At 71.2% G+C, this 22124-nt stretch carries 18 protein-coding genes; 5 read left to right on the top strand and 13 right to left on the bottom strand.

Features of this window, described 5'->3' with window-relative positions; all coding sequences use genetic code 11:
- Positions 1-22: 22 nt before the first annotated feature.
- The 12 genes from PV396_RS05210 to PV396_RS05155 form a co-directional block, all read right to left on the bottom strand.
- Complete coding sequence (locus tag PV396_RS05210) at positions 23-502, bottom strand: phage holin family protein (protein ID WP_319200867.1); 480 nt, start codon at positions 500-502, stop codon at positions 23-25.
- A gap of 107 nt (positions 503-609) precedes the next feature.
- Positions 610-1161, bottom strand: coding sequence for a GNAT family protein (locus PV396_RS05205; RefSeq protein ID WP_319200865.1), 552 nt, complete (start codon positions 1159-1161; stop codon positions 610-612).
- Positions 1162-1187: 26 nt separating this feature from the next.
- On the bottom strand, positions 1188-1442 hold the full coding sequence (locus PV396_RS05200) for a LapA family protein (RefSeq protein WP_319200863.1): 255 nt from the start codon (positions 1440-1442) through the stop codon (positions 1188-1190).
- Positions 1443-1772: 330 nt separating this feature from the next.
- On the bottom strand, positions 1773-2699 hold the full coding sequence (locus PV396_RS05195) for an LD-carboxypeptidase (RefSeq protein WP_319200861.1): 927 nt from the start codon (positions 2697-2699) through the stop codon (positions 1773-1775).
- Positions 2700-2718: 19 nt separating this feature from the next.
- A complete protein-coding gene (locus PV396_RS05190) occupies positions 2719-4677 on the bottom strand; it encodes a prolyl oligopeptidase family serine peptidase (RefSeq protein WP_319200859.1) in 1959 nt (652 codons plus the stop codon).
- A 16-nt stretch (positions 4678-4693) separates the two neighbouring features.
- Positions 4694-5998 carry a M20/M25/M40 family metallo-hydrolase gene (locus PV396_RS05185; RefSeq protein ID WP_319200857.1) on the bottom strand — a complete coding sequence of 435 codons (1305 nt, stop codon included), beginning with the start codon at positions 5996-5998 and terminating at the stop codon, positions 4694-4696.
- On the bottom strand, positions 5991-6824 hold the full coding sequence (locus PV396_RS05180) for a M55 family metallopeptidase (protein WP_319200855.1): 834 nt from the start codon (positions 6822-6824) through the stop codon (positions 5991-5993). Before PV396_RS05180 ends, PV396_RS05185 begins: the two co-directional genes overlap by 8 nt.
- 188 nt (positions 6825-7012) lie before the next feature.
- Positions 7013-7942 carry a hypothetical protein gene (locus PV396_RS05175; RefSeq protein WP_319200853.1) on the bottom strand — a complete coding sequence of 310 codons (930 nt, stop codon included), beginning with the start codon at positions 7940-7942 and terminating at the stop codon, positions 7013-7015.
- A gap of 237 nt (positions 7943-8179) precedes the next feature.
- Complete coding sequence (locus tag PV396_RS05170) at positions 8180-8905, bottom strand: class I SAM-dependent methyltransferase (protein ID WP_319200851.1); 726 nt, start codon at positions 8903-8905, stop codon at positions 8180-8182.
- A 228-nt stretch (positions 8906-9133) separates the two neighbouring features.
- Positions 9134-11614 (bottom strand): SpoIIE family protein phosphatase, encoded by a 2481-nt coding sequence (locus tag PV396_RS05165; protein WP_319200849.1) that lies wholly within the window; start codon positions 11612-11614, stop codon positions 9134-9136.
- A gap of 197 nt (positions 11615-11811) precedes the next feature.
- Positions 11812-14196, bottom strand: coding sequence for an MFS transporter (locus PV396_RS05160; RefSeq protein WP_319200847.1), 2385 nt, complete (start codon positions 14194-14196; stop codon positions 11812-11814).
- Positions 14197-14356: 160 nt separating this feature from the next.
- Positions 14357-14800, bottom strand: coding sequence for an SRPBCC family protein (locus PV396_RS05155; RefSeq protein WP_319200845.1), 444 nt, complete (start codon positions 14798-14800; stop codon positions 14357-14359).
- 176 nt (positions 14801-14976) lie between these two features.
- Here PV396_RS05155 and PV396_RS05150 point away from each other — a divergent pair, with 176 nt between their 5' ends.
- Positions 14977-16035 carry an Rv2578c family radical SAM protein gene (locus PV396_RS05150; RefSeq protein ID WP_319200843.1) on the top strand — a complete coding sequence of 353 codons (1059 nt, stop codon included), beginning with the start codon at positions 14977-14979 and terminating at the stop codon, positions 16033-16035.
- A gap of 44 nt (positions 16036-16079) precedes the next feature.
- A complete protein-coding gene (locus tag PV396_RS05145; RefSeq protein ID WP_319200841.1) occupies positions 16080-16607 on the top strand; it encodes a GNAT family N-acetyltransferase in 528 nt (175 codons plus the stop codon).
- Between the two features lie 13 nt (positions 16608-16620).
- On the opposite strand, the gene PV396_RS05140 is transcribed toward PV396_RS05145, so the two are convergent.
- Positions 16621-17196, bottom strand: a complete 576-nt coding sequence (locus PV396_RS05140; RefSeq protein ID WP_319200839.1) for an adenylosuccinate lyase — start codon at positions 17194-17196, stop codon at positions 16621-16623.
- Positions 17197-17556: 360 nt separating this feature from the next.
- Here PV396_RS05140 and PV396_RS05135 point away from each other — a divergent pair, with 360 nt between their 5' ends.
- The 3 genes from PV396_RS05135 to ccrA all read left to right on the top strand — a co-directional run bounded on the left by PV396_RS05135 (position 17557) and on the right by ccrA (position 22116).
- The gene (locus PV396_RS05135) at positions 17557-19362 is read left to right on the top strand and encodes a 3-hydroxybutyryl-CoA dehydrogenase (RefSeq protein ID WP_319200837.1); all 1806 of its coding nucleotides are present in this window, start codon (positions 17557-17559) and stop codon (positions 19360-19362) included.
- 184 nt (positions 19363-19546) lie between these two features.
- On the top strand, positions 19547-20359 hold the full coding sequence (locus PV396_RS05130; protein ID WP_319202236.1) for a TetR family transcriptional regulator: 813 nt from the start codon (positions 19547-19549) through the stop codon (positions 20357-20359).
- 413 nt (positions 20360-20772) lie between these two features.
- Positions 20773-22116: a crotonyl-CoA carboxylase/reductase gene (gene ccrA / locus PV396_RS05125; RefSeq protein WP_319200835.1), complete on the top strand. Its 1344-nt coding sequence runs from the start codon at positions 20773-20775 to the stop codon at positions 22114-22116.
- Positions 22117-22124 lie beyond the last annotated feature (8 nt).

Below are 22124 nucleotides of genomic sequence, written 5' to 3'. Positions count from 1 at the left end.
CCACTCACGTTTCCATCCGGTCTCAGGCCCTGTGGTGCGGCCCCTCAGGATCGTTGTCGTCCCAGCGCGGCGTCACCGGCGGGGCCATGTTCGGCGCGGGCCCGCCGGGCGCGACCGGGGGGACGGGCGGAACGGGCACGTGGTGCCCGCCCCCGGGCTCCGGGTCCCCCGCCGCGCCGACGCTGCCGGCCGGGGGATGCGTGCGCGACGGTCCAGGGCGGGCCATGTTGCGCAGGGCGTAGGCCAGCGCGCCGAGAATCGCCGCGGTGATGAGTGCGGCGGCCCAGTCCGGCAGCCCTTCCGCCAATGCCAGTCCCAGGGTGAGCGCGAGGGCCGCGCCCGCGTACAGGGCGACGGCGCCCGATGTGGCGTAGAGCGCGGCGGTACGGCGCTGTTTACGGGTCTGGTCACGCAGTTCGTCACGCACGGCCTCGCGGGCCACCTGCGCAAGCTCGTCGACCAGATGCTTGTCGAGATGTTCCAGGTGATCGATGCGGTCCATGAACCCCGAGTACCCCAGGCCGGTCCCTTGACGCAGCGCCCCTTCAGGGGCGCGGGGAACTGCGCGACCAGCCACCACGCACCCGCAGACAAAACTCTCAGCAGACGTCACCTTTTGACCATGTCCGAAGTGATCGCCCACCGCTCATGGTCCCGCCAAGCACCATCGATATAAAGAAAGTCCGGCGAAAACCCCTCCAGCCGAAACCCACCCCGCCGCGCGAGAGCAACAGACGCCGTGTTGCCGGGCTGCACATTGATCTCCAGCCGATGCAACCGCAGCGACGGCCCGAAGGCGTACCGCACGACAAGATCGAGCCCTTCGCCCATCAGCCCCCGCCCCGCCGCGTGCGCGAAGGCCCCGTACCCGAGCGCTCCGCACAGAAAGCCGCCCTGGACGATGTTGTTGATGTTGATGAACCCGGCGACGGCACCCCCGTCGTCCTTCTCGCACACCAGGAACCCGGCCTTCGTCGGATCCTCGATCAGCCGCCCGGCGTACAGGGCGTACGCGTCGGGACTCGCCGGCGGAGCCAGCCAGGGGTGGTGCAGGTCCTTGCTCTCCCGTACCCGGGCGATGAACTCGTCGCCGTCCTCGTAGGTGAACGGGCGTATGCCCACGCGGGGTCCTTCAGCGAGGTATTCACGGTGCTCAGCCACTCGGTCACCTTACGCGCGGACCCTGTTCACCTGCGGCGCCGCATGAAGTAGGCCCCGCATAGGGCGCCGATGGCGGCGGTGGCGAGCAGCGCCATCCACAGCGGCATGGTCACCTCGGGGATCAGCAGCCGGATCTTGGTGGCGCGGGTGTTCTCGAAGATGAAGATCAGGGCGAGCAGGGCGAGCGCCCCGACGGCGACCCGGGTGGGCGTCAGCGGCCCTCGCGCACCCCCGGCCCTGCCACCGGCCTTGCCACCGCTCTCGTAGGTCTTCGGGCTCATGAGGCCAGCATGGGCCGCTGCGGCACTTCCCGCGCACCCGCAGGTAGGCCGGACGGGTGACCGGCCTCGAGACCGACCCGCAACCCCGGCACCGCGGCGCCTCGCCGCACCCCGACACCGCAGCGCCTCACCGCACCCCGACACCGCAACCCCGGCACCGCAGCGCCTCACCGCACCCCCAGCACCACAGCCCCTCACCGCACCCCCCAGCACCACAACCCCTCACCACAGCCCCTCACCGCACCCCCCAGCACCACAACCCCTCACCCCAGCACCTCACCGCACCCCCCAGCACCACAACCCCTCACCCCAGCCCTGCGCAGCAGCCCCTCACCGCAGCGCCGGTTCCTCCAGCGTCAGTGTCCCCCTGTCCGCGTCCAGCTCGGCGGCCACGCCGACCGGGATCGTCAGCGCCCCGGCGCAGTGCCCGAACCCGAACTCCTCCACCACCGGTACCCCGAGCCCGCCGAGCCGGTCGGTGAACACGGCCCGCAGCTCCTCGTACGGACCGCACCGCTCCCACGAGCCGAGCGCGATCCCGGCGACACCGTCGAGCCAGCCGGTGCGCAGCAGCTGGGTGAGGGCCCGGTCGATCCGGTACGGGCTCTCACCCACGTCCTCGATCATGAGCAGCCCGCCGCGCGCACCGGGCCGGGCGCGCGGGGTGCCCAGTTCGGTGGCGAGTATGGCCAGACAGCCGCCGAGGGTGACGCCCCGGGCCCGCCCGGGCACCAGCACCGAACCGGCCGCCGCCTCGACGACCCGTACCGACTCCGGGTCGAACAGCGTGGCCCGCAGATGGTCCTGCGCCCGCGCGTTCTTGAGGAAGTCGACGGCCGACACCATCGGCCCGTGGAGTGTGACGAGTCCCAGGCGGACCGCGAACGCCTCGTGCAGCGCGGTGACATCGCTGTAGCCGACGAGCACCTTGGGCCCGGCCGCGCGCAGCGCGTGCCAGTCGAGGAGGTCGACCATGCGCTGTGCGCCGTAGCCGCCCCGGGCGCACAGCACCGCGTCCACGGCGGGGTCGCACCAGGCGGCCTGGAAGTCGGCGGCCCGGTCGGCGTCCGTACCCGCGAGGTAGTCGAACTCCCCGTGTCGGTCCAGGACATGGGGTGCCACGACGGGGTCGAGGTCCCAGCCACGAAGGATGTCGATCCCGGCCTGCAGGCGCTCCTCGCGGACGGGCCCGCTGGAGGCGACGACGGCCACCCGAGCGCCGGGCGCGAGCCTCGACGGTCTTACCAGTGGCTTCACTTGGCCTTTCATCGGCCATTCACTTGACGAGCTCCAGGGTCGGGATGCCGGGCGGGGTGAGCCCGAAGACCTGGGCGTACAGGGAGAGTTCGGACTCCAGGACGCGTACGGTCGTCTCCGCGCGCCGGAATCCGTGCCCCTCGCCCTCGAACGCGATGTACCGGTGCGGCACACGCCGCCCCTCCGCCGCGAGCCGGGCGAGGAAGCGTTCGCACTGCACCGGCGGGCAGATGACGTCGTCCAGCCCCTGGAGCAGCAGGAAGGGCGCGGTGATGTCGGCGGCGTGCTCGGCGGGCGAGCGTTCCAGATAGCGGCCCGGGACCTCGGCCAGCGGGCCGACCAGGGACTCCAGATACTGCGACTCGAAGTCGTGGGTCTCCCCGGAGCCCCAGCCGGCCAGGTCGAGGATGGGGTAGAGGATCGTGCCGCAGGCGTAGACGTCGGTGCCGGTGAGGGAGGCCGCCGCGGTCCAGCCGCCCGCGCTGCCGCCCCGGACGGCGAGCCGGGCGCGGTCGGCGGTGCCCTCGTCGGCGAGGGCGAGCGCGACGGCCGCGCAGTCCTCGACGTCGACGACGCCCCACTGCTCGCGCAGCCGGTCGCGGTACTCGCGCCCGTACCCGGTCGACCCGCCGTAGTTGACCTCGGCGACGCCGATGCCCCGGGAGGTGAAGTAGGCGATCTCCAGGTCGAGCACGAGGGGCGCCCGCCCGGTCGGCCCGCCGTGTGCCCACACGACGTACGGGGGCAGCTCGTCCCCGGGTGCCGTGTACCCGGGGTGGTGCGGCGGATAGATGTGCGCGTGGATGTCCCGGCCCTCCGGGCCGGTGAAGGTGCGGATCTGCGGTTCGGGATAGTGCACGGGGTCGACCGGGTCCTGGTGGGCGGCGCCGATGACCCGGGCGTGGCCCGTACGGGTGTCCAGTTCGACGACCTCGTAGGCGCTGCGCGGGCTGGCCCCGACGGCGACGATCCGCTCCCCCTGTACGGCGAGGGTGGCCGCGAACTCGGTCCAGGGGCCGGCCGCGTCGACGACGTCGCCTGTCTCGGGGTCCAGTACTCCGAGGGCGGTCGCCCCGCGCCCGTGCACGACCGCGACGAGGCCGCCCTCCAGCGGCGCGAACCAGCGCTGGCCGACCTTCCACAGCGCCCCGCCGAACTCCTCCGGCCGGGGGCACACGGGCACGTCGTCGCGGTAGAGGTTCCACCAGCCGGAGCGGTCGCTGGAGTACAGCAGCGCGCCGTCGTGCGCCCAGTCGGCCTGTGCAATCGACTCCTCGGGTCCTCCGGCGACCGTGCGGGCGCCGGTCAGCGTGCCGTCGCCGCCGACCTCCGCGACCACCAGTTCGGTCCCGTCCCAGGGCATCCGCGGATGGTCCCAGGCGAGCCAGGCCGCGCGCCGCCCGTCGGGCGAGATCCGGGGTCCGGTGACGAACCGGTGCCTGCCGTCGGTGAGTTCGCGTACGGCGCCCCGGTCCCTGGCCGCCGATCCGTCGAGCGGTACGGCGGCGAGCACACGGCGCACCTCGGTGGGTCCTTCGCCGGTGAACTCCTCCAGCACACACCACACTTCGTCCAGCTCGAGCCGCAACTGCGGCTCCACCCACCGCAGTCCGCCGCCGACCGGGGACAACGGCGTGAGCGGGCGCGGTTCCTGGCCCTCCGTCAGGCAGTACAGCCGCTGGTCGGCGAAGTTGACGAAGACGACCAGCGGACCGTCGTCACCAGGAGCACCGGTCCACGGGTGGCCGCCGTACTCCATGACCCGGCTGCGCACGTTCCACGGGGCGTCCAGGACCGACTCCTGGGAGCCGTCGGCGCGCCGTCGTACGAGGGTGCGCCGGCCGCCCTCGGTGGGCCGGGGTTCCGTCCACCAGGCCTCGTCGCCGACGAAGCCCACGTACTCGGGCGACCCGTCGTGCTCGGCGGCGAGTTCCGCGCCGATGGGCGAGAGCCATGCACCGTACGGCAGTGTCTGCACTGTCTTCCCCACTCCCCTAGGCCGTCCGCAGGAACCGGTCGAGTACCCGCACACCGAAGTGCAGCGCCTCGACCGGGACGCGCTCGTCGACACCGTGGAAGAGTGCCTGGTAGTCGAGGTTCTCGGGCAGCCGCAGCGGCGCGAATCCGTACCCGGTGATACCGAGCCGCGAGAACTGCTTGGCGTCGGTGCCACCGGACATGCAGTACGGCACCACGTGCCCCTCGGGCGCGAACTCCTCGACGGCGGCGCGCATCCGGGCGTACGTGGGTGAGTCCACGGACGCCTGCAGGGCCACCGAGCGATGGTGGAACTCCCAGGTGACGTCGGGGCCGGTGAGTTCGTCGAGGGTCGTGCGGAACTCGTCCTCGCAACCGTGCAGGAAGCGCCCGTCGACGTAGGCGACAGCCTCGCCGGGAATCACGTTGACCTTGTAACCGGCGTTCAGCATGGTCGGGTTGGCGCTGTTGCGGACGGTCGCCTCGACGAGCCGGGCGGCGGGTCCGAGCTTGGTGAGGAGGCCGTCGACGTCGTCCAGGTCCGGTACGAGGCCGTACAGGGCGGCGAGTTGGGTGAGAGCGGCCTCGACGGTCGGGGTGAGGCGCAGTGGCCACTCGTACGCGCCGATGCGGGCGACGGCGGCGGCGAGGTGGGTGACGGCGTTGCTGTGGTTGACCTTCGAGCCGTGTCCGGCGCGTCCCCTGGCGGTCAACTTGAGCCAGGCGGTGCCGCGTTCGCCTGCCGCGACGGGGTACAGCTGCCGGCCGGTGCCGTCGTGGAAGGTGAACGCCCCGGACTCGCCGATCCCTTCGGTGCATCCCTCGAACAGCCCGGGGTGCTCGGCGGCCAGGAACTCGGAGCCGTCCTGGGCGCTGTCCTCCTCGTCGGCGGTGAACGCGACGACGATGTCCCGCCGGGGCCGCACGCCCTGGCGGGCCCAGTCGCGGACGACGGCGAGGATCATCGCGTCCATGTTCTTCATGTCGACGGCGCCCCGTCCCCAGACGACACCGTCGCGGATTTCCCCGGAGAAGGGGTGCACCCTCCAGTCGTCGGCCCGGGCGGGCACGACGTCGAGATGCCCGTGCAGGAGCAGCGCGTCGGCGGACGGGTCGGTGCCCTCGATCCGGGCGACGACGTTGGTGCGCCCCTTGGTCCGCTCGAGGAGCGTGGGTTCGAGGCCGGTCTCCGCGAGCAGTGCGGCGGCGTACTCGGCGGCGGGCCGCTCCTGACAGTCGCCGCCGCCGTTGTTGGTGGTGTCGATCCGGATGAGATCGGAGGTGAACGACACCACCTCGTCGAGCGCCTGCTGCTCAGCCATACTGCTCCTCCACCGCGGCCGAGACGATCGTCGTGACCGCCTTGAAGGTACGAATGCCCTCGTACATTGTGCCGCTGGTGTACGCCACCTTCCGTTCCCCGATCCGCGCGACACCGGGCACGACGGTGGCGGCCATGGCGAGGTGCTCGGCGTCGAACTCCAGGGCGACGGTGAACGGCCCGCCGGCCACGGGCTCGTGCCGTACGGCGAGTGCGGCGGCCTCCTTCGCGGCGGCCCGGATGTCGGCGGCAGTCCTGGCGGGCGTCCGGCACACGGCCGCATACCGGGAGACATGGTCCTTGACGGCGACCTTCAGCGCCTCGGGCGCGTACCCGAGCGCGTCCTCGCAGGCGAGGTCGTCCCCGGTGACAAGGATGACGGGAACCCCGTACTCGGCGACCACATGGGAGTTGAGGAGCCCTTCGCTGGCCCGTACGTCGTTCACCCACACGCCGGTGATGGAGTTGGCGAGGTAGGTGTGGGCGAGGACGCCCTCCATGCCGGCGCCCGCGTGGTAGCCGACGAAGGCGATGCCGTCGATGTCGCCGTGCTGCACGCCCTCCACCATGGACAGCGACTTGTGGCGCCCGGTGAGCATCTCCACCCGCTCGTCCAGTCGTTCGAGGAGCAGGTTGCGCATGGTCCAGTGGGCCTCGTTGACCAGCACCTCGTCGGCGCCGCCGTCGAACAACCCGAGGACGGCGGCGTTGACGTCCGAGGTGAACATCGAACGGCAGCGCTCCCACTGCGGGGTGCCCGGCAGTACATCGGCCGGCCAGGTGACGCCGGTGGCGCCCTCCATGTCGGCGCTGATGAGGATCTTCATGTGAGACAGTCCCGTCGCAGGTCAGCGGCTCGCTGTCCGAACGTTACGCGCCGGGCCGGGTCCCGGCCAGGAAGCACCGCCTCACGCTCGCCCGCCACGTGAGCGGCGACAGCCCCGCCTCCCTGCGGAGACGGGGCTGTCGGAGAGGCTGTCGTGTTACCAAACGACCGCGTTCCGCGGGCTCCTGGTCAGGAGCGGCGGGCGCGGCGGGCCAGGAAGAGGGCTCCGGCGCCGAGGGCGACGACCACGGCCGCGGCACCGGCGATCGTCCCGACGGGCGCGCCGGCGCCGGTCTCGGCCAGCGGCGGGGTGCTCTCGCTGGGCGTGGGCTCCGGGGCGGTGGGAGGCGTGCTGGGCGGCGTCGACTCCGCCGGGGGCACGTCCGGGGTGGTGGGCGGGGTGGTGGAGGTGTCGGGGGTGGTCGGCGGGGTGGACTCCTCGGCGGGCGGCTCGCTGCCCGCGGGGGTGGTGGGAGTCGCGGGCGTGGTCGGTGTGGCCGGGGTGCTCGGCGCCGGCTCCGACGGGGTGGGGGCGGGCGGCTCGGAGGCGCCGGTCTCGCACGCCTTGTCGCCACCGTTCCAGGCGGCTATGAGGTGGTACGGGGTGACCACGTTGCCGGGCTTGTAGGGGGCGGGTCCGTGGCCCTCCCCGGTCTGGCCGTCGTACGTGATGTCGTCGCCGTAGAGGTCGATCTGCCCGTAGCAGTCGGGGGACTTGACGCTCAGCTTCTGCCAGTCGCGCTCGGCGCCACCGGCGTCGGCCACGTCGGCGGAGGTGAGGTAGACGGTGTCCTTGTCGACCAGGGTCTGGAAACCGGAGGTGTTCCAGTCCGGGCCCTCGGTCGTGTACTCGGCCAGGGACACGGGGTACTTGCAGCCCTCCCCGACGTTCTGGCCGGGGGCCAGCCGCACCTCGACGGCGCCGGGAGCGCTGGCCCAGGCGTGGAACCCGCCCTGCGAGGTCCAGTCGCCGCCGGCGATGCGGTACTGGACGGTGGCGGACTGGCAGGCGCGGGTGGTCGCGCTCGCCGTGCCCGCCCCGAGGACGGGGAGGGCGGCGGCGGCGAACGCGGTCGCGGCGAGGACAGTCAGGGTTCTGGGCTGGTGCGAACGCGACAAAATAAGCCTCTGTGGTTCGAAATGTGTGGGAGGTGTGTCGAATGCGGGAGACCGGCGCGGGCGGACACACGAAGCGCGCGCGACCAAGTCACTCGTGTCACTTCACTCGCTCCAGGCGCAGCGAAGTGATCCGCATTCTCGCCACGCCGAGCGACTCCCGTCAATCCTGCACCAGTTCTCCACATTTCGAGTTGGTCACGGCGGCCACCGGCGTCGCGTCCCCGGCCGCCGTGGTGCTCAGCGCTGTTGCGCCACGACGACCCATTTCGAGGGCAGCACGATGCGGGTGCCTTCCGCCGTGTACTCCGTCGTGGTGAGCGGGAGTTCGCCGCTGCCGAGGACCTCCAGGCCCGCCGCGCCCAGGTACACGGGCACCGCGGAGTCCGCCACCTCGCCGGGTGCGATGCCGTGCTCGAGGATCGGGCGCAGTTTCGGCGGCGGGCCCTCGGAGCTCTGGGCGAGGCCCATCAGGATGGGGCGCGCGTCCTGCGACAGTTCGACCAGGAAGGCCCGGCCACTCCGCCCGATGAGCGTGGCGACGCCGTCGACGAGGGTCTGCCGGTCGTCGGCGTCGCACTGGTGGAGCACCCCGCGCATGTACACGTTGGTGTCGCCGAGCTTCGCGTGCAGTGCGTCGACCTCGGACTTCTCGGCGCAGTCGAGCAGTTCGTACTCGGCCGCGCCCTCCGGGTCGGCGCGCCGGGCACGCTCGAGTGCCGCGGGCGAGAGGTCTGCGCCGACGACCCGGGTGAACCGGTCGGTGAGGAAGCGGGTCTGGGTGCCGTTGCCGCAGCCGAGGTCCAGCAGGGGCAACTCGAAGTCCGCGAGGTGCGGTTCGTACACGGCGAGGTGCAGGCCGGCCGTCAGCATCGGCTCCGAGTCCCAGAAGACGGCGCCCTGCCCGTCGGGGGCCTCGCGCCAGAAGCCCTCCCAGGCCTCCCGGTATCGACTCGTCACGCTCATACCCAACTCCCCAGGGTGCGACGGCTGCCCGTCCGAGGTGACGGGCCAGTTCGGTCTACCGCGCCCCGGTTACGCCGACAAGCGCGCCGCGCATACCTGCACGGCGCGTTCGAGAGGTGTACGCCGGTGTGCGCCTCACACGCCTCCCCGGCCCCGCGGCACCATCAATCCAAGCACAGGGCGCCGACCGCGACGGGCGCGGCGCCACCGGCCGTCGTGGCCGGAAGGTCAGCGTCTGCGTGGCAGCGTGAGTTCGAACCAGACGGTCTTGCCCGCGCCCGTACGGCTGGTCCCCCACTCCCTGGCCAGCGTGCTCACCACCCGCAGCCCGCGACCGGACTCGGCCATGGGCTCGGCGTCGAGCAGCGTGGGCAGGGTGTGGTCGTCGTCGTCCACCTCGCACAGCAGCGTCTCGCCGCGCACCAGCCGCACCTCGACCGGACGCCCGTGCGAGTGCCGTACGGCGTTGGTGACGAGTTCGTCGACCAGCAGCACGGCGCTGTCCACCAGCCGCGCCAGGCCCCACTCGTGGAGCTGTTCGCGGACCACGGCACGGGCCCGGCCCACCTCGGCCGGGTCGAGGGCGAGCCGCCATTCGGCGACGTCGTCCGGTTCGATGCCGTTGAGGCGGGCCAGCAGCAGCGCCACATCGTCCTTGCGGCCCCCGCGTGTGTTGAGGGCGCGGATGATCGTGTCGCACGCGTCGTCCATGGAGGCGGCCGGGTGGGCGGCGGACTCGCAGAGGGTCGCCAGGCCCACGCCGATGTCCTCACCGCGCACCTCGACCAGGCCGTCGGTGCACATCACGAGCCGGTCGCCGGGCTCCACGCGCACGCGTACCGCCTCGAAGGGCACTCCGCCGACGCCGATGGGCGCACCGGTGGGCAGGTCGAGCAGCTCGCTCCGGCCGTCCTCCGCGCGGACCAGCACGGGCGGGATGTGGCCCGCGTTGGCGATGTGCAGTTCGCTCGCGATCGGGTCGTAGACGGCGTACAGGCAGGTCGCGAGATAGGTGTCGCCGAGTCGCTGGGCGAGGTCGTCGAGGTTGCGCAGAAGCTGGGCGGGCGGCAGGTCGAGGGCGGCCATGGTCTGGACGGCCGTACGCAACTGGCCCATCATCGCTGCCGAGTTGAGGCCGTGCCCCATGACGTCGCCGACGACGAGGGCGGTGCGGGCGCCGGGCAGTTTCACGGAGTCGAACCAGTCGCCGCCGACGCGGCCGAGCAGCGTGCCGGGGAGATAGCGGGTGGCGATGTCGCAGCCCGCCATGCGCGGCGGGATCTGCGGCAGCATGCTGTCCTGGAGGGTCTCGGCGACGCTCTCCTGGTAGGTGTACATGCGCGCGTTGTCGAGCACGAGGCCTGCGCGGGCGGCGAGTTCGGCGCCGGTGACCCGGTCCATGTCGTTGAACTCGACGCGCTCCGGGTGGCGCAGCAGGATCATGAAGCCGAGGACGACGTTGCGCGCCTTCAGCGGTACGACCAGCATGGAGCGGCCCGTGATCAGCGGCCGGATGTCACGCTTCTCGAACTGCGAGGCGATCATGTGCCCCATCTGCTCGCTGATGCGCGGCACGAGCACGGGCTGACCGCTGGTCATGCACTGGAAGAACGGGGTGTGCGCCGGGAACGGCATGGCCTCGCCGACCGGTACGACGTCGTCCCAGCGGCCTGGTTCGTCGGTGTGCTCGAGGGCGACCCGGTGCCACATGGTCGTCGTGTCGGGCACGCCCTCGGGGAACCCCTCCCCGGCGACGACCTGTTCGCGCAGATAGGTGCCCGCCACGTCCGTGAAGCGGGGTACGACGGCCTTGCTGACCTCGATGATCGTGCGGGACAGGTCGAGCGAGGTCCCGATGCGTCCGCTGACCTCGTTGAGGAACTCCAGCCGCTCGCGCACGGCCGCGTGTTCGAGGTCCTCGACGTCGTCCTGGAGGTCCTCGGGCAGGGGCTCGCCGGCCGCCACCGCCCGCGCCGCCCGATCCCGGCGGGCCTTGCGCTCCGCGCGCCGGGGCACACCCCAGTCGGGGGTGACCGGTACCAGGTCGTTCTGGCTGAACTCCAGGACGGGATAGCCCAGTTCGAGGATCTGGGCGACGATGCGGGCGCTCTCCCCGACGCTCATGCTGGGCAGGATCTCGGGGAGCCTGCGGGCGAGTTCGTCGGCGCCGGGGAAGTCCGTGTGCAGGGCGAATCCGGGCGCGATGCGCTCGACGGCGACCCCGTCGTCCTCCTGGCGCAGTACGTCGGTGTCGGCGGCCAGCACGAGGAGGCGCTCCAGGCCGGGGCCCACCAGGGGGTAGGCCCACCACAGCACGTCGACGCGGTCGCCGTCGCGCCCGGGCACCGTCAGACGAGCGCGGCCGGCGGCACGGTAGGCGAGCCGCCCGTCGAGCGAGGACTCCAGGTCGGGGCCGAGGCCGTCGTGGGCCGCGTACGAGCCGTAGGCCCCGTACGGCGTGGTGTCCTGGTCGTCGGTGTCGGGGAAGGCACCGGAGACGGGCAGCAGGTCGACGGCGGGCCGGCCGAGCGCCTCCTCCTTGGAGGCGCCGAACAGGCGGCGCGCGCCCCGGCTCCAGTGCGAGACCATGCCGTCACGGTCGACGACCACCACGGCCAGCGGGATACGGCCCGCCGTGGCGTGCTCCGCCGACGCGTTCTCCCCAGCTCCGCGGCTGGGAGATGCGCCCGTCTCGGTGCCACGGTCCATGGCGCAGGCCCCTTCTTCCCACGGCTCCGCAAGATCTGTGCCGTCGCCACCACCGTACGGCGCCGGTCCGTCGCGATGTGTGGCATTCCGGTAATTGGTCTCGGCCGGTCCGCTCCGGCGCGCGTACGCACGCCCCGCGCGCCGGAGCGGCCGCGAGGCCCGGCCGGCCGGTCGGCGCCGAAGCCCGGACCTGCGGGTCAGTCGACGTACCCGAGTTGGAGGTCGCGTTCCGTCAGGCCGCCACCGCCCACCCGGAGCACGGTGGCGACCGGCGGGTAACCGGTGGCGATGACCGTGTACTCGCCGGAGGCCAGGTCGACGAACCGGAAGGTTCCGTCGACCGTGGTGGTGAGCGTGTTCATCACGTTGCCCGCCAGGTCGAGCAACGTCACGCGCGCGTCCTCGACGGGCCGTCCGTCGACCGTCCGCACGGTGCCCTTCAGGACGGCGCCGCCCGCGAGTTCGACGTCCTGGCGGGTCTCCCTGGACGGCTTCACGGTGACGGGGAGCGCGGCCGGGCGGAACGCGGGAGCGCCGACGGCGAGGGTGTACTCGCCTGCCACCAGTTCGGTGATGGCGTATCCGCCTTCGGGTCCGCTGCGGGTGGTGGCGACGACCTCGCCGTGCACATTGGTGAGGGTGACGATGGCGTCCGCCACCGGAGAGCCGTCGACGGTCCGTACCCGGCCCTTCAGATGCCCCGCGGCGCCGAGGACGAGGTCCAGCTCGACGGGCCGCTCGCCCACGGTCACGGAGACGGCCTGCGGCTGGTGGCCGCCCGCCGCGGCGATCAGGACGTACGCGCCAGAGCCGGGCGTGGACAGCGCGTACCGCCCGTCCTCGGCGCTCGCGCCGCGCCCGATCTGTGTTCCCGTGATGTCGATGAGGGTGAGCGCGGCGCGCGGTACGACGGTCCCGTCCGGGTGCTGCACCGTGCCGCACACCGGGATTCCGGCGGTGTACTGGGCACGGGCCTGCGACATCGCCGGGCCGGCCGGGGGGAACGGGGAGTCGAGGTCGGCGGGGGCGGTCTGGTGGGACACCAGCGGTTTCTCCTTGAGGAAGCAGGCGACGAGCAGGCCGAGGACCAGCACCGGCACCAGGTACAGGAAGATGCGCGGCATGGCGTCGGCGTACGCCCTGATGTAGCTGTCGCGCAGCGCCGGGGGCAGCGTGTGGACGAGCTGCGGGGTGATCGACTCGGGGTCGGGCAGCCGGGCACCCGCGCGCGTGGGGAGCCTGTCGCGCAGGGACTCGGCGAGCCGGTTGGCGAAGAGGGTGCCGAAGATCGCGGCGCCGACGCTGCCGCCGATCTGCCGGAAGTAGTTGTTGGCGCTGGTCGCCGTGCCGAGGTCGGCGGGGCGTGCGGAGTTCTGCACGGCGAGGACCAGGACCGGCATCACCATGCCGATGCCGGCGCCGAGTACGGCCGTCCAGAGGCTGTAGTGCAGCCGGGGCGTGTCCACTTCGAGGCGGGACAGCAGCCACATGCCGAGTGCGGCCACGGCGCTGCCGAGGACCGGCCAGAACTTGTAGCGGCCGGTGTGGCTGATGAGCTGCCCGGAGACGATCGACGCGCCGACGATGCCGGCCATCATGGGCACCATCAGCAGACCGGACTCGGTGGCGGTGGCACCGTCGACCATCTGGAGGAAGGTCGGCAGATAGCTGGCGGCCCCGAACAGCGCCACCCCGATCACCAGGCCCACCAGAGCGCTGACGTTGAAGACGGAGTCCCTGAACAGCCGCAGGGGGATGAGGGGTTCGGGCGCGAAGTGCTCGGCGACCACGAAGAGCACACCGGCCGTGACCGCTCCGGCGCCGAGCCCGAGGATCTCGCGCGAGTCCCACGCGTACTCGGTGCCGCCCCAACTGGTCAGCAGGACCAGGCAGGTCGAGACGACGGCGAGCAGCAGCGCCCCGAGGAGGTCGAGCCGGGCCCTGGTGGCGGGCTTCGGCAGCTTCAGCACGGCGGTGACGACGGCCAGGGTCAGCAGACCGAACGGCACGTTGAACCAGAAGCACCACCGCCAGGAGAGGTGGTCGGTGAAGTAGCCGCCCAGAAGGGGCCCGGCGACCGAGGCGAGGCCGAACGAGGCGCCGATCAGGCCCATGAAGCGTCCGCGTTCGCGCGGGGGCACGATGTCCGCGATGATCGCCTGCACGCCGATCATCAACCCGCCCGCGCCGACGCCCTGGAGGGCGCGGAAGGCGATGAGCTGTTCCATGGTCTGTGACCGGCCCGCCAGCGCCGAGCCGACGACGAAGACGACGATCGCGAACTGGAAGACGCCCTTGCGGCCGAGGAGATCACCGAGTTTGCCGTAGATCGGCAGACCGACGGTGGCCGTGAGCAGATAGGCGGTGATCGCCCAGGACATCTTGTCCAGGCCGTGCAGTTCACCGACGATCTTCGGGAGCGCGGTGGCGACGATCATCTGCTCCAGGGCGGCGAGCAGCAGTGCGAGCACAAGCCCGAAGACCACCAACCGCACCTGGCGCGGGCCGAGTTGTGCCGACTCCGGAGGGGGTGGCGGGAGCTCGGTCGCCGGTTCGGCCTGCACCAGAGTGATCCCGCCCATGTACCGCTCCCCTCGCCGCACCTACCGCACAATTCCCGCTTTGGGCGACAACTGTGAGCAAGCGCGACGAGTTACGGCGTACCGGTGTACGGGAGAGAGATCCACTCGAACCGGTGAGGGGCGCGACGCCGCAGGCCAACGCCCCTCAGGAGGCTGTCCCTTACTTCTCCAGCTCGGTGGCGAGCTTGTCGAGGAGGGCGTCGTAGATGCGGGCGAGGCCCTTGGGGGCGAAGGTCCGCTCGAAGAAGCCGCCGATGCCGCCGGCGCCGTCCCAGACGGTGGTGACGACGACCCGCGACTTGCCCTCACCGGCGGGGGTGACACGCCAGGTGGTGACCATCGAGGAGTTGCGGTCCTTCTCGACGAGCTCGCCGTCGGTGGGCTCGGTGACCTCGAGGAGGCAGTCGCGGACGCGCTTGCTGGTGGCCTGGAGCTTCCAGTGGACGAGGGTGCCCTCGCCGTCGCCGCCCTCGCGCACCTCGTACTCGCTGAACTGTTCGGGCATCACTGTCGCGCGCGTGCCGCTGTAATCGGCGAGGGCGTCGAACACCGTCTCCGCGTCCGCCGCGACGATGCGCTCCGTGGTGGCCTCGACCTGCGCCATTGCGTTCCTCCAGCAGCTGGTTCTTCGGGGGTTGGGGCTCACCCAACCACCCCGCCGCCCGGCCGCCCAAATCGGGGTGAGGACTGTCGACGAGCTTCACAAGACTCGAACATACGATCGCACGATCAAGGGAACATGTGTTCTATTCTGGAGTCAGTACCAACCGAGGAGGTGTCATGCGCTGGGAGAACCTCACAGTGGAGTCGGGCTCCGGCTCCGGCCCGGCCGACGCCGCGCTGTTCGGCGCGGACGCGGTGACCACCCGTACCTTCGACTCCCCCGAGTTCCGCGGGATCACCTTCCACGAGATCCGGGCCCGTTCGATCATCAACCGTGTGCCGGGGGCCTCCCGGATGCCGTTCGAGTGGACGGTGAACCCGTACCGGGGCTGCACGCACGCGTGCGTCTACTGCTTCGCCCGCAAGACGCACAGCTATCTGGACCTCGACACCGGTCTCGGCTTCGACTCGCAGATCGTCGTCAAGGTGAACGCGCCCGAGCTGCTGCGCCGCCAGCTCGGCTCGCGCCGCTGGCTCGGCGAGCACATCGCGATGGGCACCAACGTCGACTGCTACCAGCGCGCGGAGGGCCGTTACCGGCTGATGCCGGGCATCCTCACCGCCCTGCGCGATCACGCGAACCCCTTCTCGATCCTGACGAAGGGCACGCTGATCCTGCGCGACCTCGACCTCCTCGTACAGGCCTCCCAGGTCACTGACGTCGGGATCTCCGTCTCCGTGGGCTTCACCGACCCCGACCTGTGGCGGACGGTCGAGCCGGGCACACCGGCTCCGGAACGGCGTCTGGACGTCGTACGGACGCTGGGCGAGCACGGCATCGGGTGCGGGGTGCTGATGGCCCCGGTACTCCCCTTCCTCAGCGACCACCCGGACCGGCTGCGGGCCACTGTGCGGGCGATCGCCGCCTCCGGGGCGACCTCGGTGACCCCGCTGGTGCTCCATCTGCGCCCCGGTGCCCGCGAGTGGTACATGGCCTGGCTGGGGCACCACCACCCGCATCTCGTGCGCCGCTACGAGCGGTTGTACGCGGAGGGCGCCTACGCGCCCAAGTGGTACCAGCGCCGGATCACCCGCCAGGTCCACGACCTGGCCCAGGAGTACGGGATCGGCCCCACGCGCGCGGGGATGCCCCGCAGGATCCCGCCACCCGTCGAGACCGACACCCTCGCACCCGAGACCGCGCCGGCCGAGCCGGTCCAGCTGACCCTCCTGTGAACAATTCGGAGGCCGCCGCGCGCCCCTACGCCTAGGGTGCCGCCATGAACGACCCGATCCTCGTCCGCGCGATGGTCCACGACGACTGCGAGCGCGTCTCCGAAATCCGTATCCGGGGCTGGCAGCACGCCTACAAGGGCCTGATGCCCCAGCCGTACCTCGACGCCCTCAGCGTGAGCGAGGACGCCGAGCGGCGGCGTACGTTCTTCGTGCGCGCCGGGTCGGAGGTCGTCAACCTGGTCGCGGAGCGGGCCGGCGAGATCATCGGCTGGGCCTGTCACGGGCCCTACCGGGACGGCGAGATCCGCACGGACGACGCCGAGCTGTACGCGATCTACGTGGACGTCGGACAGTTCGGCGCCGGCGTCGGACAGGCGCTCCTGCGAGAGGCAGCAGACAGGTGCGCCGACGCCGGACACCGGCGCATGTTCCTGTGGGTGATCGAGGGCAACGACCGCGCGCGGCGGTTCTACGAGCGGGCGGGGTTCACGGCCGACGGCGCCGAGGAGCCGTTCGACGTGGACGGGGTCGCCGTACGGGAGGTGCGGTACGTGCGAGAACTGCTCGGCTGACGGCCCTTCCGCTTCACCTCTGCTTCGGGATGCGCGCCAGCGCGTGCACCGCCGCCTCCGCGAGGGCCGGGTGCGCGAGGGCCTCGTTCAGGACCGGTGCCGCGCGCCGGTCCCCCAGCGTGCCCAGCGCCTCCACACAGGCGAGTGCCACCCGCCGGTGGGGGTCGTGCGGTCTCAGGCGGCGGGCCAGCGTGGTGATCAGCGCGGGCACGGACTCGGGGGCGCGCAGCTGGCCCAGCAGCCGGACCGGGTGCAGGGCATAGGCCACGCGCAGCTCGTTCGTCGCGAGGGCGGCCGCCGCACGGGCCGTGCGCGGGTCGCCGAGGCGGGCCAGGGCGTACGCGGCGGAGGCGCAGCGCTGCGGCTCACGGTGGTTGAGGAGGAGGACGAGGGCCTCGAAGGCCCGCCGGTCCCCCGCCAGTCCCAGCCGGAAGGCCGCCAACTCCCTTGCCCACAGCGGCTGTCCGGGAGCGGTGAGGACATCCGCCAGTTCGTCGAGGTCGTCGGTCGCCACGAGGTGTACGTACGCGGCGGACGTCCCCGACTCCCGCCGTAAGCGCTCCGTGAGTGATCGCAACTCTTCGTCCATGATGCCGAGATTAGGTGCGTGGGCGGACCGCGTGGGGCAGGATCCGGGGACGCACATCACAAAACCGGGGGCTGGCGCGCTCGTTACCCACCGGTTAAGCTCAGACGAGCGAGTTACCCACTCGCGTGTTTGCTTACGACGGCCTGGTGACGCAGCCGCCGTGAGTGCTGGTCGGTTCGGTACCTCGTGTACCGCAGTAGGGCATCGGCTCGGGACAGGGCCGGTCGGATCCACCAACTCCCCGGGCGTGTGCGCTTTCGCAGCCCGGCAACACCCGCACTCCTTCTCGCACCTGGTGCGCCCCTCGGCGCACCCCCAGTGCTCCCCAGTCGTCACCACCCTCATTTCTGGAGTCCCGCGATGGCCACTCCCCTGTCCCACACCTCTCCGTCCTCGCTCAGGACCGTCGCCGTGGTCGGCCTCGGCACGATGGGCACGGGCATCACCGAGGTCCTCACCCGTGGCGGCCACGAGGTCGTCGGCATCGACATCAGCGAGGCCACGGCCGCCAAGGCCGTCACCGCCCTGGAGACGTCGACCGCCCGTGCCGTGGTGCGCGGCCGGCTCACCGAGCAGGAGCGCGTGGACGTCCTCGCCCGCTTCCGCACCTCCACCGACCTGCGCGACGCGGCCGACGTCGACCTGGTCATCGAGGTGGCGCCGGAGTCGTACGAGATCAAGCACCAGATATTCCGCGCCCTGGACGACATCGTGCGCCCCGAGACGATCCTCGCGACGGGCACCAACGCGCTCTCCGTGACCCGTCTCGCCGCCGACTCGGCGCGTCCCGAACGCGTTCTGGGCCTGCACTTCTTCAACCCGGCCCCGGCGATGAAGCTGGTCGAGGTGGTCTCGTCGGTGCTGACCGCGCCGCAGGCCGTCGCCGCGGTCACCGATCTGGCGGTCGGGCTCGGCAAGGAGCCCGTCGCGGTCGGCGACCGCCCCGGATTCGTCGCCGACGGACTGCTGTTCGGTTACCTCAACCAGGCCGCCGCGATGTACGAGGCGAAGTACGCCTCCCGTGAGGACATCGACGCGGCGATGCGGCTCGGCTGCGGGCTGCCCATGGGCCCGCTGGCCCTGCTCGACCTGATCGGCATCGACACGGCCCGTACGGTCCTGGAGGCCATGTACGCCGAGTCGCACGACCGCCTGCACGCCCCGGCGCCCGTCCTGAAGCAGCTCAGCGAGGCGGGCCTGACCGGCAGGAAGTCGGGGCGCGGCTTCTACTCGTACGAGGCGCCCGGCAGCGCGACGGTGGTGGCGGACACCCTGACCCCGCTCGCCGACGCTGCCGGGACCCCCGGCCGCACGGTCCGCTCCGTCGGTGTCGCCGGCTCCGGCACGATGGCGTCGGGCATCGCCGAGGTCTTCGCGAAGGCCGGGTACGAGGTGGTCCTCGCCGCCCGCAGCGAGGAGAAGGCGCAGGTCGCCAAGGCCAGGATCGGCAAGTCGCTGGCCCGCTCCGTCGACAAGGGCCGCCTCACCGCCGAGGCCGCCGCGCAGACGCTCGACCGGATCACCGCGGCGGGCTCGTACGACGCCTTCGCGGACGTCGATCTGGCCGTCGAGGCCGTCGCCGAGGACCTGGAGATCAAGCAGCAGCTGTTCGCGACGCTGGACAAGGTCTGCAAGCCGGGCGCGGTGCTCGCGACCACCACGTCCTCGCTGCCCGTCGTCGCGTGCGCCCGGGCCACCTCGCGTCCCGAGGACGTGATCGGCATGCACTTCTTCAACCCGGCGCCGGCGATGAAGCTGGTCGAGGTCGTCCGTACGGTGTTGACGGCCGACGACGTCCACTCAACAGTCCGTGAGGTCTGCGTCAAGATCAAGAAGCATGCCGTGGACTGTGGTGACCGAGCTGGATTCATCGTCAACGCATTGCTTTTCCCGTATCTCAACAACGCGATCAAGATGGTGCAGGAGCACTATGCATCTCTTGACGACATTGACGCGGCGATGAAGCTGGGCGGCGGCTACCCGATGGGCCCGTTCGAACTGCTGGACGTCGTCGGGCTGGACGTCTCGCTGGCCATCGAGAAGGTCCTGCACCGCGAGTTCCGTGACCCGGGTCTGGCGCCGGCGCCGCTCCTGGAGCACCTGGTGGCCGCGGGCTGCCTCGGCCGCAAGACGGGCCGCGGCTTCCGCGAATATGCCCGGCGCTGACGGGCCCGGCGACTGGTCCGGCGACAGGTCCGCCGAGAGTCCCGAACGCGGCTTCGGACGCGCTTTCGGACAGGAGAACGACTGGGGCGGACTGCTCGGCCCGGCCTCGGCACCCCCGCCCACCCGGGGCGGGGGTGATCCAGGACGTGCGCGCCACCCTGCGCACATGCAGTACGTTCGCCTTATGTCCCAGGCCGCCAAGTCCTCCCGAACCCCCGCCACGCCCGACGCTCCGGAGAGCGCCGCGGGCAGCCGCGCCGCCGCCCAGCGGCTCAAGATGCGCCGTGAACTGGCGGCCGCGGCAATGGAACTGTTCTCGGCCAAGGGCTACGAGGGCACCACCGTCGACGAGATCGCGGCCCGGGCCGGCGTGGCCCGCCGCACCTTCTTCCGGCACTTCCGTTCCAAGGAAGAGGCGATCTTCCCGGACCACGACGACACGTTGATCCGGGCCGAGGCGGTGCTCAACGCGGCACCCGCGCACGAACATCCGCTCGACACCGTGTGCCGGGGCATCAAGGAAGTCATGAGGATGTACGCGGCCCGGCCGGAGATCTCGGTCGCCCGCTACAAGCTGACCCGCGAGGTCCCCACCCTGCGGGAGGCGGAGATCGCGTCGGTCGCCCGCTACGAACGTCTCTTCACCCGCTATCTCCTGGGCCACTTCGACGAACACGCCCACGACGACGACGCGAACGACGACCCGCTACTGGCGGAGGTCGCCGCCTCGGCCGTGGTCACCGCCCACAACCACGTCCTGCGGCGCTGGCTGCGGGCGGGCGGCCAGGGCGACGTGGAGGCGCAGCTCGACCACGCCTTCGGCATCGTGCAGAAGACCTTCGGTACGGGCATCGGGGTCGGCCGCGACACCGCGCCCCGGACGGTGCCGGCCTCGGTGACCTCACAGGGGGAGGTGCTGGTCGCGGTCGCGCGGACCGACGCGCCGCTCGACGAGGTCATGCGGACCATCGAGCAGGCGCTGAAGGAACGGTCGTAGGCACAGGCATGAGCGAGGCGGGTCGCGGATACTGCGGCCCGCCTCTTTCATGCCCCACGTCTACCCCACGACCGCTACTCCCCAGTAGCTTTTGATCGATCATCGCTCATTTGTTACGTAAAGATTTCATTTGAGGTCAGTTTCTGGCACCCAGTGCCTTGTCACCTGACACGGGGTGCCATACCTTGAAGGTGTCCGGGCGGCCGGCGTGCAGAGACCATTCGTACGTCGGCTGTCCCCGCAATCCACGTGATTGCGCGCCCGGACGCCTGCGTCACAGGCAACCTCCCGCGCCACCACGCGCTGCCGGAAGCACCACCCGCCGAACCGACGGCACCTCTCACCCAACCCTCAGCAGCACCGACGTAGCCCTCAGCGTCTTCCCTCGGACGCCATTCGCCGGAGGCACCACCGTGACCGTTAAGGACATCCTGGACGCGATCCAGTCGCCGGAGTCGACTCCGGCCGACATCGCCGCACTTCCGCTCCCCGAGTCGTACCGTGCGATCACCGTGCACAAGGACGAGACGGACATGTTCGCGGGCCTCGAGACCCGCGACAAGGACCCCCGCAAGTCGATCCACCTGGACGACGTCCCGGTGCCGGAACTCGGCCCGGGCGAGGCCCTGGTCGCCGTCATGGCATCGAGTGTCAACTACAACTCGGTCTGGACGTCGATCTTCGAGCCGCTGTCGACCTTCGGCTTCCTGGAGCGCTACGGAAAGCTCAGCGAGCTCACCAAGCGCCACGACCTGCCGTACCACATCATCGGTTCCGACCTCGCGGGCGTCGTCCTGCGCACCGGCCCCGGCGTCAACTCGTGGAAGCCCGGTGACGAGGTCGTCGCGCACTGTCTGTCGGTGGAGCTCGAGTCCTCCGACGGGCACAACGACACGATGCTCGACCCCGAGCAGCGCATCTGGGGCTTCGAGACGAACTTCGGCGGGCTGGCAGAGATCGCCCTCGTCAAGTCCAACCAGCTGATGCCCAAGCCGGACCACCTGTCGTGGGAGGAGGCCGCCGCACCCGGTCTGGTCAACTCCACCGCGTACCGCCAGCTGGTGTCGCGCAACGGCGCCGGGATGAAACAGGGCGACAACGTCCTCATCTGGGGGGCGAGCGGCGGACTGGGCAGCTACGCCACGCAGTTCGCGCTGGCCGGCGGCGCCAACCCGATCTGTGTCGTCTCCAGCGAGCAGAAGGCGGACATCTGCCGGGCGATGGGCGCCGAGGCGATCATCGACCGCAACGCCGAGGGCTACAAGTTCTGGGCCGACGAGCACAACCAGGACCCGCGCGAGTGGAAGCGCTTCGGCAAGCGCATCCGCGAGCTGACCGGCGGCGAGGACGTCGACATCGTCTTCGAACACCCCGGCCGCGAGACCTTCGGCGCGTCCGTCTACGTCACCCGCAAGGGCGGCACGATCGTCACCTGCGCCTCCACCTCGGGCTTCAACCACGAGTACGACAACCGCTACCTGTGGATGTCCCTCAAGCGCATCATCGGCTCGCACTTCGCCAACTACCGCGAGGCCTGGGAGGCCAACCGGCTGGTCGCCAAGGGCAAGATCCACCCGACGCTCTCCAAGGTGTACTCCCTGGAGGAGACCGGGCAGGCCGCCTACGACGTCCACCGCAACCTCCACCAGGGCAAGGTCGGCGTCCTGTGCCTGGCCCCCGAGGAGGGCCTCGGTGTGCGCGACGCGGAGAAGCGCGCCCAGCACATCGACGCCATCAACCGCTTCCGGAACGTCTGAGAGCGGAG

Source organism: Streptomyces sp. ME02-8801-2C, from assembly GCF_033793965.1.
GTDB lineage: Bacteria > Actinomycetota > Actinomycetes > Streptomycetales > Streptomycetaceae > Streptomyces.
The sequence above is the reverse complement of the archived record's forward strand: the minus strand, read 5'-3'. Positions and strand labels throughout refer to the sequence as shown.